Source organism: Oceanobacillus sp. CF4.6, assembly GCF_051262635.1.
In the GTDB taxonomy this organism is placed as follows: domain Bacteria; phylum Bacillota; class Bacilli; order Bacillales; family Amphibacillaceae; genus Oceanobacillus.
Genome location: NZ_JBIMEX010000002.1, coordinates 38,837 through 52,259 on the forward strand (window position 1 = coordinate 38,837; position 13,423 = coordinate 52,259).

At 38.5% G+C, this 13,423-nt stretch carries 17 protein-coding genes and 1 pseudogene; 6 read left to right on the forward strand and 12 right to left on the reverse strand.

Annotation, left to right across the window (positions count from 1 at the left end; all coding sequences use genetic code 11):
* Positions 1 to 16: 16 nt before the first annotated feature.
* Together ACHABU_RS03775 and ACHABU_RS03780 are read right to left on the reverse strand one after the other, a co-directional pair.
* The gene (locus ACHABU_RS03775; RefSeq protein WP_435762429.1) at positions 17 to 592 is read right to left on the reverse strand and encodes a superoxide dismutase family protein; all 576 of its coding nucleotides are present in this window, start codon (positions 590 to 592) and stop codon (positions 17 to 19) included.
* 104 nt (positions 593 to 696) lie between these two features.
* Positions 697 to 900: a hypothetical protein gene (locus tag ACHABU_RS03780; protein ID WP_435762431.1), complete on the reverse strand. Its 204-nt coding sequence runs from the start codon at positions 898 to 900 to the stop codon at positions 697 to 699.
* A 117-nt stretch (positions 901 to 1,017) separates the two neighbouring features.
* Between ACHABU_RS03780 and kapB the strand changes: the two genes are divergently transcribed.
* The gene (gene kapB, locus ACHABU_RS03785; protein WP_435762433.1) at positions 1,018 to 1,404 is read left to right on the forward strand and encodes a sporulation phosphorelay system protein KapB; all 387 of its coding nucleotides are present in this window, start codon (positions 1,018 to 1,020) and stop codon (positions 1,402 to 1,404) included.
* 39 nt (positions 1,405 to 1,443) lie between these two features.
* On the opposite strand, the gene ACHABU_RS03790 is transcribed toward kapB, so the two are convergent.
* Positions 1,444 to 1,707, reverse strand: coding sequence for a phosphocarrier protein HPr (locus tag ACHABU_RS03790; RefSeq protein ID WP_435762435.1), 264 nt, complete (start codon positions 1,705 to 1,707; stop codon positions 1,444 to 1,446).
* A 219-nt stretch (positions 1,708 to 1,926) separates the two neighbouring features.
* On the opposite strand from ACHABU_RS03790, the gene deoD reads away from it, so the two are divergent.
* Positions 1,927 to 2,634 (forward strand): purine-nucleoside phosphorylase, encoded by a 708-nt coding sequence (deoD, locus tag ACHABU_RS03795; protein ID WP_435762437.1) that lies wholly within the window; start codon positions 1,927 to 1,929, stop codon positions 2,632 to 2,634.
* A 208-nt stretch (positions 2,635 to 2,842) separates the two neighbouring features.
* Positions 2,843 to 3,319, forward strand: coding sequence for a divergent PAP2 family protein (locus tag ACHABU_RS03800; RefSeq protein ID WP_435762439.1), 477 nt, complete (start codon positions 2,843 to 2,845; stop codon positions 3,317 to 3,319).
* Positions 3,320 to 3,407: 88 nt separating this feature from the next.
* Here ACHABU_RS03800 and ACHABU_RS03805 read toward each other — a convergent pair whose 3' ends face one another.
* The 3 genes from ACHABU_RS03805 to ACHABU_RS03815 form a co-directional block, all read right to left on the reverse strand.
* Entirely contained in the window at positions 3,408 to 4,094 is a 687-nt protein-coding gene (locus ACHABU_RS03805) for a 3D domain-containing protein (RefSeq protein WP_435762441.1), read from the reverse strand.
* Between the two features lie 60 nt (positions 4,095 to 4,154).
* Positions 4,155 to 4,466 carry a YuiB family protein gene (locus tag ACHABU_RS03810; protein ID WP_435762443.1) on the reverse strand — a complete coding sequence of 104 codons (312 nt, stop codon included), beginning with the start codon at positions 4,464 to 4,466 and terminating at the stop codon, positions 4,155 to 4,157.
* 109 nt (positions 4,467 to 4,575) lie between these two features.
* A complete protein-coding gene (locus ACHABU_RS03815; RefSeq protein WP_435762445.1) occupies positions 4,576 to 5,790 on the reverse strand; it encodes an NAD(P)/FAD-dependent oxidoreductase in 1,215 nt (404 codons plus the stop codon).
* A 316-nt stretch (positions 5,791 to 6,106) separates the two neighbouring features.
* Between ACHABU_RS03815 and ACHABU_RS03820 the strand changes: the two genes are divergently transcribed.
* A complete protein-coding gene (locus tag ACHABU_RS03820) occupies positions 6,107 to 7,093 on the forward strand; it encodes an NAD(P)/FAD-dependent oxidoreductase (RefSeq protein WP_435762447.1) in 987 nt (328 codons plus the stop codon).
* 608 nt (positions 7,094 to 7,701) lie between these two features.
* On the opposite strand, the gene ACHABU_RS03825 is transcribed toward ACHABU_RS03820, so the two are convergent.
* The 3 genes from ACHABU_RS03825 to ACHABU_RS03835 all read right to left on the reverse strand — a co-directional run bounded on the left by ACHABU_RS03825 (position 7,702) and on the right by ACHABU_RS03835 (position 9,334).
* Positions 7,702 to 8,058, reverse strand: a complete 357-nt coding sequence (locus ACHABU_RS03825) for a HesB/IscA family protein (protein WP_435762449.1) — start codon at positions 8,056 to 8,058, stop codon at positions 7,702 to 7,704.
* Positions 8,059 to 8,135: 77 nt separating this feature from the next.
* Entirely contained in the window at positions 8,136 to 8,987 is an 852-nt protein-coding gene (dapF, locus tag ACHABU_RS03830) for a diaminopimelate epimerase (protein ID WP_435762451.1), read from the reverse strand.
* Positions 8,988 to 9,004: 17 nt separating this feature from the next.
* Positions 9,005 to 9,334: a YuzD family protein gene (locus tag ACHABU_RS03835; RefSeq protein WP_435762453.1), complete on the reverse strand. Its 330-nt coding sequence runs from the start codon at positions 9,332 to 9,334 to the stop codon at positions 9,005 to 9,007.
* A gap of 289 nt (positions 9,335 to 9,623) precedes the next feature.
* On the opposite strand from ACHABU_RS03835, the pseudogene ACHABU_RS03840 reads away from it, so the two are divergent.
* Positions 9,624 to 9,868: pseudogene (locus tag ACHABU_RS03840) on the forward strand (NifU family protein).
* A gap of 70 nt (positions 9,869 to 9,938) precedes the next feature.
* Here ACHABU_RS03840 and ACHABU_RS03845 read toward each other — a convergent pair.
* Both ACHABU_RS03845 and ACHABU_RS03850 read right to left on the reverse strand, forming a co-directional pair.
* Positions 9,939 to 10,904, reverse strand: a complete 966-nt coding sequence (locus ACHABU_RS03845; RefSeq protein ID WP_435762455.1) for a 2-hydroxyacid dehydrogenase — start codon at positions 10,902 to 10,904, stop codon at positions 9,939 to 9,941.
* Between the two features lie 22 nt (positions 10,905 to 10,926).
* Positions 10,927 to 11,892, reverse strand: a complete 966-nt coding sequence (locus ACHABU_RS03850) for a hypothetical protein (RefSeq protein WP_435762457.1) — start codon at positions 11,890 to 11,892, stop codon at positions 10,927 to 10,929.
* 104 nt (positions 11,893 to 11,996) lie between these two features.
* On the opposite strand from ACHABU_RS03850, the gene ACHABU_RS03855 reads away from it, so the two are divergent.
* Positions 11,997 to 12,512, forward strand: coding sequence for a phosphatidylglycerophosphatase A family protein (locus tag ACHABU_RS03855; protein WP_435762459.1), 516 nt, complete (start codon positions 11,997 to 11,999; stop codon positions 12,510 to 12,512).
* Positions 12,513 to 12,636: 124 nt separating this feature from the next.
* On the opposite strand, the gene ACHABU_RS03860 is transcribed toward ACHABU_RS03855, so the two are convergent.
* Positions 12,637 to 13,407 carry a TIGR01457 family HAD-type hydrolase gene (locus tag ACHABU_RS03860; protein WP_435762460.1) on the reverse strand — a complete coding sequence of 257 codons (771 nt, stop codon included), beginning with the start codon at positions 13,405 to 13,407 and terminating at the stop codon, positions 12,637 to 12,639.
* Between the last annotated feature and the right edge of the window lie 16 nt (positions 13,408 to 13,423).

Below are 13,423 nucleotides of genomic sequence, written 5' to 3' on the forward strand. Positions count from 1 at the left end.
AGCTGTCTTTTAATTACTACTCTTCCTGATCTTCATTTGTTTCGGTTGGGTCTGTAGGTGATTCATCTGATACGCCGCTATCCTTGTCTTTCTTTATTTCACCACAAAGTATTCTGACCCCGGAATCTCCGCTTGGCTGGGTAACACCATCATCCTGTGCTTCATGAACAATCAGTGAACTTCCTTCTTCATTTAAGAGAGAGTTCTTGCCGTCCAGCAATGTAGCGCCGGCGAGCATTAATTCAGCTTCGACGAGCCCACCCGCATCAGCTTCTATATTTGGCAAGTCACCCATATGTGGGCCATCCGGATGCATCAATCCATGTTCCTTCCCTTCCGGATTATAATGGTTTCCCGCAGTTGTAAAGTCAGGTCCTTCACATTTAGGAAATTCATGTACATGTATGCCATGAAATCCGGGTTCAAGCCCTTCCAATTTAAGTTCTATCCCTACACCATCTTCTTGTTCATTCATTGTCGCAGTTCCTACCATATCCCCTGCACCATTGTACATTTCAATTGTTTGTGTCGTGGGACTGTCCGTCTGACATGCCCCTAGCAGCAGAATACTAAACAGAAAAATAAAACGCATATAACTTATCTCCTTTTGCATTTCTTTGTATTCAGTATCTGCAATTAATCTATAACCTAAACCAAAAAGCCTCCTCATCTTTTCAGATAGAAGGAGACTTGATTTCAGGAATTAGGCTTATCTGTTGTGCTATTGGCACTTTCTAATTGTTGATTGTATTTCTTTTTAAAATCCGCTTCATCTTTTCTCGACTTTTTCATCATAAAATACATTGCAATAACCGCTAGAGTCATAAAAATCGCCAGTGCGATGAACGCTGGAATATACTCCATTTTATCTTCCGGAAAATAAAGAAATGGCATCATCATACTTCACACCCTTCTTTTCCTATTATATCAAACTTCTTGTTATAGCCAACAACCTGAGTTAAATATTCGCTAATCTGTTACATTTTTGGCACAATATAGCTGAGGAGAGTGATAACCATGGCGGAAGCTATAATTGGGGATATTGTCAAAGCACATTATCATTCAGGTACATATATCGGTGAAGTAAAAGAGGATCGTGGAGCAAATTATTTAATTGAAGTACTCGCTGTTTTGAAACATCCACTTCAAGGTGACCTGCATAATTACGGTAAGCTTGAAGATGTTTTTTTCCATGAACGTAAAGCATTGGCATTTCATGAAAAAATGAATGTGAAAAAAGCAGCAATTCATCCAATCGATGAGGAAATTCCTGCGTATGGGAAATCTCTGAAAAAAGCAGTGAATGAATACAAAGAGAAGCTGACAGCCGAGGATACAGAATTTAACCGTCAGGCCATATTAAAACTGAAAAATTTAGAGGAGAATTATTACAATAAATTTTAGTATTAAAAGAAGCCAGGAATTCCCTGGCTTCTTTTAATACTACTGACCTAAGTGTTCTTTAATTACTTCTCCAACACCATTCATTGCGTCTTCTTCGTCGCTACCTTCAGCAAAAACTTCGATTTCTGCATTTTTTGGAATTCCAAGTGACATAACACCCATGATGGATTTCAAGTTAACTTTTTTCCCTTTATAAGATACCTCTACTTCAGAATTATATTGGCCTGCTTTATTAACTAGTAGTGTAGCAGGTCGTGCATGAACTCCAGTTTCAGCTGTAATCGTAAATGTTTGTTTCTTCATTTAATTCCATCCTTCCAAAACCTATTAGTTATCTTTTGTTTATATAATAAACCATTCCTGTTATGTGGTCCACATAAACCTACGTTTATTATATACAATTACACGATTTTATGAAACATTTAACTCTAAAAAAATAGAATGATGTGGAAATTTGTCTTTAACCTGCTGTTATGATAACTTTATTTTAAAAGAAGTTTCGAGAAACAAGGAGGAAAATACATGAGTGTGCACATCGGTGCCAAACAAGGTGAAATTGCCGATAAAATTCTATTACCGGGGGATCCACTCCGCGCGAAATTTATTGCTGAGACTTTCCTGGAAGATGCAAAACTTTATAACGAAGTTCGTGGGATGTATGGTTATACCGGAACATACAAAGGAGAACGTGTCTCTGTACAAGGAACGGGGATGGGTGTCCCTTCTATTTCCATTTATGTTAATGAATTAATTCAAAGCTATGATGTAAAAAAACTGATCCGCGTTGGAACTTGTGGGGCTATTCAGAAGGATGTCAAAGTTCGCGATGTCATCCTGGCACAAGGTGCAACAACCGACTCACAAATGAATCGATTAATTTTCCAAGGAATTGATTATGCACCAATTGCTGATTTCGAGCTATTGAAGAATGCATATGATGCTGGCGTGGAAAAAGGACTTAACCTCCGTGTTGGAAATGTTTTCACGAGTGATACTTTCTATCGCGACAATGCAAAAGAAGTAAATGAACTCCTAGCCAAGTACCAAGTGCTAGCAATTGAAATGGAATCGACAGCACTTTATACATTGGCGGCAAAATATGGCAGACAGGCATTATCTGTACTGACGGTTTCCGACCATATTGTTACTGGTGAAGAAACAACTGCAGAAGAACGTCAAACAACTTTTAGCGAAATGATGGAAATTGCTTTAGATGCTGTAGTTAAATAAAAATCATTTGAAACAGGTTGTCTAAAAGTGGACAACCTGTTTTTTAAAAAACAAGCGTTTCCTAAAATAATAATAATAATAATAATAATACCAGACGTACTCCCTTAAGTTTAGACCTAGGTACTTCTGTATGGTAAAATAAAAAAACAAAACGGAAGCGTACCGGTATGTATTCAGGTTTCCATCAGTAGGAAGGATGATTTAGCTAATGACTCCGTTTTCCAATTTCCCTTTATGGGCAGCCTTAGCGGCGATTGTATTTGCCCAGGTGGTTAAGATTCCAATTAAATTAATTTTTACAAAAGAATTCCAGCCGGGACTTGCTTTTAGTACTGGTGGAATGCCAAGCAGTCATTCAGCTGCTGTAACTGCATTGACAACTGCAATTGGTATTGTAGAGGGCGTAACCTCGAGTGTCTTTGGATTGGCATGTATCTTTAGTGTCATAACGATGTTTGATGCTTCTGGGGTACGGAGACAAGCCGGAGAGCAGGCTGCTGTTCTCAATCGATTAATCAAAGACTTTCAACATTTCACAGACAGTGCAAAAGGTTGGAATAAAAAGGAAGAAACAGAGAAACGCAGAGAACTGAAAGAATTACTCGGTCACCAGCCTATCGAAGTCTTTTTCGGTGGATTGACAGGAGTTATCATTGCTTTCCTACTCTACCCGCTTTTCCAATAAAGAAAGACTCCCGTATTCCATTTGGGAGTCTTTCTTTATTGGAAGGCTATGTCAATACACTTTATACGGTCGCATGAGCTTTTGATAGTTAACTCTCATTAATTTGTTGTCGAAATACTTGCATTGTTTCTTCTTCATTTAATTGGATGAGTTGTTCTTCGTTCAGTTTTCCATTGCCCATTTCGACAATATATACTTCTAATTCTTTTTTACCCCACTCAGAAAAGACATCTTCAACGGAATTATAAAACAAATCGATTTTGTTTCCTTTGATTGCACTTCCCTTATCAGCAACTACACCATAACCATAATCAGGTATATAAAGAATCGTACCAATTGGGTACATATCTAAATCTGCAGCAATGGTAGAATACAAGTCTCGCTTCACTTTAACACCTGAAAAAGTAATACCATATTCTGGATGATCAGGGGTCTTTCCGGTGGACTCAATTCCAGCCGTATAACCTGTAGCCAAAACCGTTGCTACTGGATACTGATCGAAATCAATTGCTTCTTCAATTGTCTTCGGGGCTTCAATCTCATCGCTTGAAATATACTTTTGTTTTACATTTGAAAAATTCAAACCTTTATCTTTTAACGCACTGTGTCTGTACTCTGCTGGTTTTGAAGTGAAAGAATTATCCAGTTGGACACTTGCAGCCTCAACGTTCTTTTCACTCGATGCGACATTGGAAATGGATGTTGCTGCTTGGAAAAATAGTACCAAAATCAGCGTCAGCATTACTAAATGCCAAATAATTTTTTTGATTTTCATAAATAACACCTCTTGGATGCTATCATTTCCAATCTATTAAAATTTATTCATAAAAAAATGCTAAAACATCTGATATCCGCTCTTACGCAGGAATTTTATAACCAATCCAGAAACAATTGTACCAATAAATCCAGAGGATAAAATAATGATATCCATTACTGCTAAACTAGTTATTTCAGCAGATAACTGGGAAAAAGATTCTCCTGTATTCGTAAAATATTCCAGTGTTGATAGATTATCAACAATCATAATTACAACGAATGGATACAGAAATGACATCAGCCACGTTTTTCTTAACAGCATATTTAGAATAAAAGCTACTCCGAAAAATATAACAAAATATAATGTTACGGATACGATTAATTGAATCAATATTATAACTCCTCTCACTTAACTATGTAGGCATATAAAAGCCATTCTATAATAAAACAAAGAAAAAGCAAAGGCTGTACCCTTGCCTTTGCATTATTGTCATAAAATATCAATAAAAAAAGTTAAACTTCCCTTTTTTCATTAAGAGGCCGATTCCACCCAATTTTAGAAGGTAACGATTGTCGCTCATTTTTTTCATAAAAGCTGCTTTCCAGCCGAATAAATTGCGGCCAAATACTTCAGCAATCGCATCATCATTACCAAGTGAAGCAATCGTTCCTTTCAAGTTCGGGCAAAAAGACTCCAATTCATCACGGCGAACTTTTGCTCTCACATTATGGGCGACAGTTTCTGCCTGTTGAATGGCGATTTGTGCAGTTGGAGGAAATGGTTTACCAGTCTCTTCATTTTTAATTGAGGCACAATCTCCAATCACGAAAACATCTTCAAAATCAGGCGTGCGCATATCACTTCGAACTTCCACTTTCCCACGATTCGTTTCAAACCCGGATCGTTCCACAACCGAATTAGCGCGTACTCCCGCTGCCCAAATCGTTGTCATCGTTGGTAGTTCCTTCCGTTTTCCATCTTTTTCATACACTATATTATCTTTATTACATTCTTTCAGAAGGGCGCCATTAATAAATTCAACCCCACGGGATTCCAACGAATTCATCGCATATGCTACAAGTCGCTCATCAAATCCAGGCAGGACAGTTGGAGCGCCTTCTATAATAATAATTCGCACCTGTGCCTTTTCAATATCGTATTCTTCACAGAGATGCGGGATTCGATTTGCCAATTCTCCAGCAAATTCAATCCCCGTGAATCCCCCACCACCAACAACAATATTCAAACGCGCATCATTTTTTTCAAATTCATTATGATAGCTAGCAAAATTGAAGTCGAGCTGTTCTCTAATTAAACGGGCATTATTTATATTTCCAATTGTAAATGCATGTTCACTAAGCCCAGGTATACCAAATGTAGCGGGTTCAAATCCTAAACCAATCACGAGGACATCATAATTCATTACCCCATTTGCCAGTTTAACCATTTTTTCTTCAGGCTTAATGCAAATCACTTCATCTAATACAATATTAACTTTATTTGAGTCAATTACGTCTTTGATCTTAATTTTCGTTCGATCATGATGAAGTGTCCCGGCAGCATTTTCATGTAGCCACGTTGTTTGATAATGGTAGTCGTTCTTATTTATAAGCGTAATAACAGCTTCGTTTGTATGCAGGGTCTTTTGCAGTTTCGCTGCTGTCATCATCCCGCCATATCCAGCTCCCAAGATAACGATATGTTTTTTGTTCATTTTATTTCACTGCTCCATTTATCTTAATTGTCTAGTTTGTGATATGTTTCACTAGTATGCAAACCTTTGAATTGACGAATTGACTATTAATAGATGCAAAAGTTACCGAAATAAAATCTATTTGTAACCTGTTTGTAATATGCACTTTATTATACTAGCCTTTTTAATCATAAATTTCAACCCTTTATTCGATATTTTGACTATTGATGCTTTCGCTTTTTTCCCTTAATCTATAAGTACGCATTTATACCATGCTCGAGTCGTTTTATGGTACGATATAATTGGCAAAATTAATAGATAGAAATGAGGGTTTACCATGTCTGAAAAAGTATATGATATTACAATTATCGGAGCGGGTCCGACAGGGTTATTTACAGCTTTTTATGGCGGAATGCGTCAGGCAAGTGTGAAAATAATCGAAAGCCTACCACATACCGGTGGACAACTTACAGCCCTTTATCCGGAAAAATATATATATGATGTAGCAGGATTCCCAAAAGTTCGAGCACAGGAATTGGTGGACAGGCTTGAGGAGCAGGCAGCCATGTTTGATCCGGAAATTGTTCTTGGACAAGCGGTTGATAAGGTGGAACGCCTGGAAGATAATTCCTTCAAGATGACTTCCACTACTGGAGAAATTCATTATACGAAGACCATCATTATTACAGCAGGAAACGGTGCATTCCAACCACGCCGTTTAAATATTCGTGAAAGCGAAAGTTTTGAAGGAACAAACTTACATTATTATGTAAAAGACATGAATCAATATAAAGATAAAAATGTTGTACTTCTAGGTGGCGGTGACTCGGCTGTAGACTGGGCTCTAATGCTTGAAAAAGTTGCAAAAAATGTCAAACTCATCCACCGCCGCGATCAATTTCGTGCACATGAACATAGTGTGGAGCAGTTGATGAATTCTACGGTAGAAGTACTGACACCATTTACACCAACTGACATTATCACGTCTGATAAAATTGACAAAATTATTTTAGAAGAGGTAAAAGGTGAAAGAAAGATGGAACTTGAAGTCGATGATGTGATCTGTAACTATGGTTTCATTTCAAGCCTTGGACCAATTAAAGACTGGGAACTTAATATCGAGAAAAACAGTATTGTAGTAAATACAAAAATGGAAACGAATATCCCAGGAATTTATGCCGCAGGAGATATTTGCACATACGAAGGAAAAGTAAAATTGATTGTGACTGGATTTGGCGAAGGTCCAACAGCAATCAACAACGCTAAAAACTATATCGATCCAAAAGCGCGTATTCAGCCCAAACATTCCACGGCAATGTTTTAATCAAATGACAAACCATCCAGCAACGATAGCTTGCTGGATGGTTTTTTGTATAAGCCTTTTCCTGAAACTTTGTTGCCTTTGTCAAAAAATCCATAAACTACGAAGTAACTGCTGGTTGATTTCTATCAGTATGTAGAAACTTCGGCGTCCGCTCTGGGAAATACACTACGCTTTCCGTGGGCGGCTGGTGAGCCCTCCTCGTGCTACCGCACTGTGGGGTCTCACCTATGCCTTTCCTCCCACTGGAGTCTCCGTGTATTTCCCAGAGCTGGTTTTAAGTTTGCAAACTGCTAACTGCATTAGTTATTTATAAAAAACATATCTTACAGCTTCACAGTCCGGGTGAGCGGCGGGCGGTGACTCCTGCGGGAAAAGCACGTGTCCGAAGACCCCGCAGCGGTGGTTTTCCGCGAGGAGGCTGAGGCCGTGCCCTAAGGATGCGCATCCGCCCAGAGCGATTCCGGACGGCGATAGAAGCACACGATTTTGGATATCAGCTAGTAGTTAGTTCGCATTTCACCTCAACTCCGCCATGCTTATAAAGCAACAAACATTACAATTATACAAAAACAAAAAAACCGGTGCGTGTTATCACGCTCCGGTTTCTATTAACAGTCTCCTGGGCTACCTACTTTTTCTTTCGTGCGGAAAGACGACCCACAGCCACATGATACGATTGCATTCGGATTGTCAATGCTAAATCCGCCGCCCATCATATTTTGTTTAAAATCGATTGTTGTTCCTTCTATGATAGCGACGTCCTGATTGAATAATACAACAGGAATTCCGTTTATATCTTCCACGACATCCAATTCTTCATTTACTTCATAATCAAAACCCATTGAATAGGATAATCCGCTGCAACCGCCGCCTTTGATACCAAAGCGGAAATGTGCGTTATCCGACTCTTCCTTCATCATTTCTTTGATTTGGGCACTGGCACTCTCTGTTATATTAATGACCATTTGACGGACCTCCTCTTTATTACTACCTTTAGTATACAAATAGAACAGATGTTATTCAACTATTTAATTTCTATATTTTAATACTGAAACGTCCCTGTAGCAATCACATCTGCTCCACCAGTCATCCAGACATCGCCTTTTTCATCCCATTTAATTGTCAAATCTCCACCAGCTAAATGGACGACAATATCTTCATCTCGCTTCACGTATTCATTTAAAACAGACGCGACGACTGCTGCACATGCTCCGGTCCCACATGCCTGCGTAACTCCGGAACCACGCTCCCATACACAGAAATTAATCTCATTCTGTGATACTACCTCAATGAATTCCACATTCACACCTTCTGGAAAGCGCATATCTTTTTCAATTTTAGGCCCAAGTTCATACAATGGAGCTTCTTCAATGTTATCTACGAAAAACACGGCATGCGGATTACCCATCGATACTGCGGTTACTTCTAGCTTCTGGCCACTAATGATAAATGGTTCAGATATGACTTTAGGGTCATCATTACCCATCATAGGAATATCCATCCGGCGAAGATATGGAGCTCCCATATTAATCGTAATTTCTTCAACCTGATCACCATTGAGAGTAACTTCAGATTCCACGACATTAGCTTTTGTGGAAATGGTGAATTTTTCTTTCGCTACGATGCCATGCTCATACGCATATTTTGCAGTACAGCGTAAACCATTCCCACAACTCATTCCTTCAGAGCCATCTTTATTGAAAATTCGCATACCAAGATCAGCATTATCACTCGGATGAATCAATATCATGCCATCTGATCCAATTCCTGTATTAACATTTGAGACTTTTTCAGCAATATCTGCTAGCTTTTCTTCTTCTAGATTGTGTTGGAATAAATCAATATAAATATAATTATTACCTAGTCCGTGCATTTTTATAAAAGGTATTTCCATTTCATTCCCTGCTTTCCTTATGACTGTAATGGTATGCCATACTTATCCAATGATTGATAGATCGTTTTCAATCGCGGAATACCTTCTGCGACCATTTCATTATTTACAAAGACAATTGGATAAAATAGATCTTCATCAAAAATCCGTTTTACAAACTGTTTATGCTTCTCCACCTCTGGAGGTTGGTTGATATCAATATATTCATATGCAATTGGTTCATCCATATACTTTCTCCCAATTGCTGCCTGGAGCCATTCATACGTATCCTTTGAACCTGGAGCCCCAACACAGCTTGCACAAATCTGTTTCGCTCCATAAATTGTAATCGTTACTTTTTTTGTTTCCATCCATTTTCCTCCCACTTCCGCTTTTGTTCAGCTAGCTTCAGTGTGCAGCGACACCCGAGACTTCCTTCACCTCTGTGCGATAAGTCAACATCGAATCGCTTTCGCTCTTCGTGTTTCCTTTATCTTCGCCGGCTCAGTCCAGTCCGTTCGTCGCTAAACGCACACTTCCGCTTTTTTATGTAGATACTTTTATTTTACAAAATCTTGATAAAAAGATAAACTATAAATAACTGGAGACTTAAATAATTTTAAGATAGATTTTTATGCATTTACAATTTATAATGGGAGTATGGAAAGGAGTAGGTGGATATGCAAGAGCAAGTACAAGAAGTATTAAATAAATTACGTCCATTCTTACTACGCGACGGTGGAGACGTTGAGCTAATCGACGTGGATGAAGATGGTGTTGTTCTTCTTCGTCTTATGGGTGCATGTGGAAACTGTCCAAGTTCCACAATTACATTAAAAGCAGGAATTGAACGCGCGCTTATGGCAGAAGTTCCTGGTGTTAGAGAGATCGAACAAGTATTTTAAGGACAAATTTATATATTAGAAGGCAGACAAACTTTTGTCTGCCTTTTTTATACTACCCATAAGCAATGCCTCAACCAACAGGTGTTTTCGCACCCATTCCCCATATTACTCCTTTTATATTATCCAAACACAGCCTAATCATTGCCGTACGTGTGTCATCGCTTGCCGATCCGATGTGTGGCAGACATACTACATTCTTCAGACCTACGAACGGATTATCGCTATGAATTGGCTCTTCACGAAAGACATCCAACCCAGCACCTCTAATTTTATTCTCCTTTAACGCCTCGAGTAATGCCGATTCTTCAATAACATCTCCACGGGATATATTAATAAAAATGGCAGATGATTTCATTTTTTGAAAGGCATCTTTATTAAACATTTTTTCCGTCTCCTTCGTCAGAGGAACGACCGAAACAACAAAGTCAGATTCTGTCAGCAAATCATCAAAACTCGAATAAATTGCTCCGAGATCTTTTTCTGCATCTTCCTTCCGTGAACGATTGTGATAACGGATATTCATATTAAACCCGGTTGCGCGTTTTGCGATTGCTTCACCAATCCGGCCCATCCCTACAATTCCAATTGTCTTATGGTGAATATCAGACCCCGCCAACAAGTATGGTGCCCAATCCTTCCACTCATCGTTTTTTATAAATTCACTTGCCTCAACAATTCTTCTCGCCGTAGCCATCAACAGTGCAAATCCAAGGTCTGCTGTTGTTTCGGAAAGCACATCCGGTGTATTTGTCACAAGGACATTATGTTTTTTTGCTGCACTCAAATCAATGTTGTTATAGCCAACAGCCAAATTGGCAACTATTTTTAAGTTTGGCGATTGGGAAAGCAACGCTTCATCAACCTGATCACTAAGCACGGTGATTAATCCATCCGCTGTTTTTGCTTCCTTCAGCAATACATCCCTTGGTACTCTTTCATCCGCTTTCTCCCACATCCGGAATGTAAATTGCTCCTCATAATCCGAAAGCAGTGTATTCGGTATCTTTCGCGTAATATAAATAATAGCCTTATCCATGGAACCACCTCTTTTGTAACCTTTACAGCCATTGTACCACAGGAATATCCCAACCTTCAGTATCCACCCCTACGGTCTCATAAAAATTACTTAAGCGTTTTTCATAGTCCATTTGCAGCTTCATCACCCTTCTTAATTCGTTTTCATTCGGTGTAGTTACAAACCCTTTCTCTATAAAATCAAAGAGATGTATAGGAAACAGTAAACGTGCGTACACTAATCGCCATCCGAAGATAGATAACGGTAAAATCGTCTGATAATCATTTAAAAAGCTAATTATTTTATCCGAATGGTCATTTTTTAAGAAGGTCGAACGTATATATTCTGCAATGTCTCTTGAGGGGTGGTCATATGCTAGTTGATCTGCCCAAATAATGGATTGTTCCATAAACGAATCGAATCGAATAAATGTTGTTGTCCCTTGGTCCGTACTCAAGATACGTTGTTCCCGCTCACTTTCCTGCAAATATTGAATGGCATTTTCACTAACACCAATTAAATAAGGAAGGAAATCCATTAGGATACGATAATAGTCATTAGGTGTTTCCCTCGCTTGCGCTTCGATTCCCTTCTCAAATGCGGTTAACTTTTCTATCCACAGATCCTTCCACTTGCCATAGCTTGAAATCGACTTAGGCTCATAACTGAATTTGGATCCAACTTGATGGAATTCCGCTAATTGAATTCCAATCGGTTGACTATACTGCCGATTCGCATTCTTTACATGCAAAACCATATAGGAGTCTTCAGCATAGGTTGTATACCATTCCCCATTCATATTTGGAATCGGTATGGCAAGCATTTCCACTTCGTTTTCTCTTAAATAGTAAGATAAAGCTGCTTGTTCCATTAGTATTGTTTCCCTGTTCTTTCCAGAAATGGTAACATAGATATTATCATCCTGTCTGTATCCTTCTTTTTCTCCAAGAACTAATTTATCATCCGTTTGGATACGGTAATGGATATTCAACATCTCTTTCAATGGCAAAGAAATCTCTCCTTTTTTCTTTTTAGTGTATGAACTTCCTCTTATAATAAAAGTGTATGAATGAAAGAAAGATAACTTAACTATAATAAAGAAAAGGTGATCTTATGACTAAATATACAAAAAAAAGCGAACTTGAAATTAAAGCAAGACAATTACTGACGGAACGCGGCGTAGGGCTTGATGATATTGCGGAGCTGGTCTATTATTTACAATCCAAATATCATGAAAATCTATCCATGGATATATGCCGACATAATGTAGACCGCGTCCTTACTAAAAGAGAGGTTCAAAATGCCATTCTGACAGGGATTCAATTAGATGTTCTTGCAGAGCAGAAAAAACTTGAACAACCATTACAGAAGACAATCGAAATAGATGAAGGCCTTTACGGTGTTGATGAAGTTATTGCATTATCAATCGTTAATGTATACGGCTCCATCGGAATGACCAATTTCGGATATATTGATAAACAAAAACCAGGAATCTTGAAGAAGTTAAATGATAAATCAAGTGGCGAAATTCATACTTTCCTGGATGACATTGTCGGAGCAATTGCCGCTGCAGCGTCGAGCAGATTAGCACATAGCGATGCAGAAGACTTTGCTGATGTCGATTTTTAATTTGATTTTAATGTAATAATCTCAAAGACTAACTTATTAATAAATAATAAAAAGGACGTGTGTATGAAAATTGCACATGTCCTTTTATTTGAGAAATATTATTTTCAGTGTAATTACGCTATTACTAAATAGAAGCTATCCAATCGCTTAGTCCGTGCACATGATATGTTGGTTGAATGACTAAATTTGGCATTTCACCATAAGGGGTTACGCCTGTAAAAACCATTAATGTATCCATACCTGCATTAATGCCAGCCATCATATCTGTGTTATAATTATCGCCTACCATTAACGTTTCCTCTTTATCTAGTCCGAGAATAGTTAGAGCTTCTTTCATAATAATTGCTTCTGGCTTTCCAATAAAAATTGGTTGTTGACCGGTACTTACTGCAACAACAGAAGTTAATGCACCATTTCCAGGAAGGAGACCGCGTTCAGTTGGAATCGCAATATCACTGTTGGTAGATATAAATGTAGCACCGTTTCTTACTGCTAGACATGCCTTTGTAAGTTTTTCATAGGTCACTTGTCTGTCCATTCCAGTTACAACAAAGTCACAGTCTTCATCCGTTATTACCATGCCACTTGCTTCTAAAGCATGGTGTAGACCTTCCTCACCAATGATATAGCAACGGGCATGTTCTTTCTGAGACCGGATATAATTTGCTGTCGCCATACTTGTTGTAACGATCTGATTCGGCTCGGATTTTATCCCCATTGAATTTAACTTATTGGATACATCTTCCTGTGTCTTGGAAGAGTTATTGGTGACAAAAAGGTACGGAATTCCCTTTTCGGCAAGTACATCGACAAATTCTGCCGCGCCATCAATCGGCTCCGTCCCACGATACATCGTACCATCCAAGTCTATTAAATATCCTTTATACTTTTTCATGCAAATCCTTCTTTCA

What these genes read in the sequence shown, in the direction of transcription:
- ACHABU_RS03775 (WP_435762429.1), bottom strand. Translation starts at nt 592, where the DNA reads ATGCGTTTTATTTTTCTGTTTAGTATTCTGCTGCTAGGGGCATGTCAG.
- ACHABU_RS03780 (WP_435762431.1), bottom strand. Translation starts at nt 900, where the DNA reads ATGATGATGCCATTTCTTTATTTTCCGGAAGATAAAATGGAGTATATT.
- kapB (WP_435762433.1), top strand. Translation starts at nt 1,018, where the DNA reads ATGGCGGAAGCTATAATTGGGGATATTGTCAAAGCACATTATCATTCA.
- ACHABU_RS03790 (WP_435762435.1), bottom strand. Translation starts at nt 1,707, where the DNA reads ATGAAGAAACAAACATTTACGATTACAGCTGAAACTGGAGTTCATGCA.
- deoD (WP_435762437.1), top strand. Translation starts at nt 1,927, where the DNA reads ATGAGTGTGCACATCGGTGCCAAACAAGGTGAAATTGCCGATAAAATT.
- ACHABU_RS03800 (WP_435762439.1), top strand. Translation starts at nt 2,843, where the DNA reads ATGACTCCGTTTTCCAATTTCCCTTTATGGGCAGCCTTAGCGGCGATT.
- ACHABU_RS03805 (WP_435762441.1), bottom strand. Translation starts at nt 4,094, where the DNA reads ATGAAAATCAAAAAAATTATTTGGCATTTAGTAATGCTGACGCTGATT.
- ACHABU_RS03815 (WP_435762445.1), bottom strand. Translation starts at nt 5,790, where the DNA reads ATGAACAAAAAACATATCGTTATCTTGGGAGCTGGATATGGCGGGATG.
- ACHABU_RS03820 (WP_435762447.1), top strand. Translation starts at nt 6,107, where the DNA reads ATGTCTGAAAAAGTATATGATATTACAATTATCGGAGCGGGTCCGACA.
- ACHABU_RS03825 (WP_435762449.1), bottom strand. Translation starts at nt 8,058, where the DNA reads ATGGTCATTAATATAACAGAGAGTGCCAGTGCCCAAATCAAAGAAATG.
- dapF (WP_435762451.1), bottom strand. Translation starts at nt 8,987, where the DNA reads ATGGAAATACCTTTTATAAAAATGCACGGACTAGGTAATAATTATATT.
- ACHABU_RS03835 (WP_435762453.1), bottom strand. Translation starts at nt 9,334, where the DNA reads ATGGAAACAAAAAAAGTAACGATTACAATTTATGGAGCGAAACAGATT.
- ACHABU_RS03845 (WP_435762455.1), bottom strand. Translation starts at nt 10,904, where the DNA reads ATGGATAAGGCTATTATTTATATTACGCGAAAGATACCGAATACACTG.
- ACHABU_RS03855 (WP_435762459.1), top strand. Translation starts at nt 11,997, where the DNA reads ATGACTAAATATACAAAAAAAAGCGAACTTGAAATTAAAGCAAGACAA.
- ACHABU_RS03860 (WP_435762460.1), bottom strand. Translation starts at nt 13,407, where the DNA reads ATGAAAAAGTATAAAGGATATTTAATAGACTTGGATGGTACGATGTAT.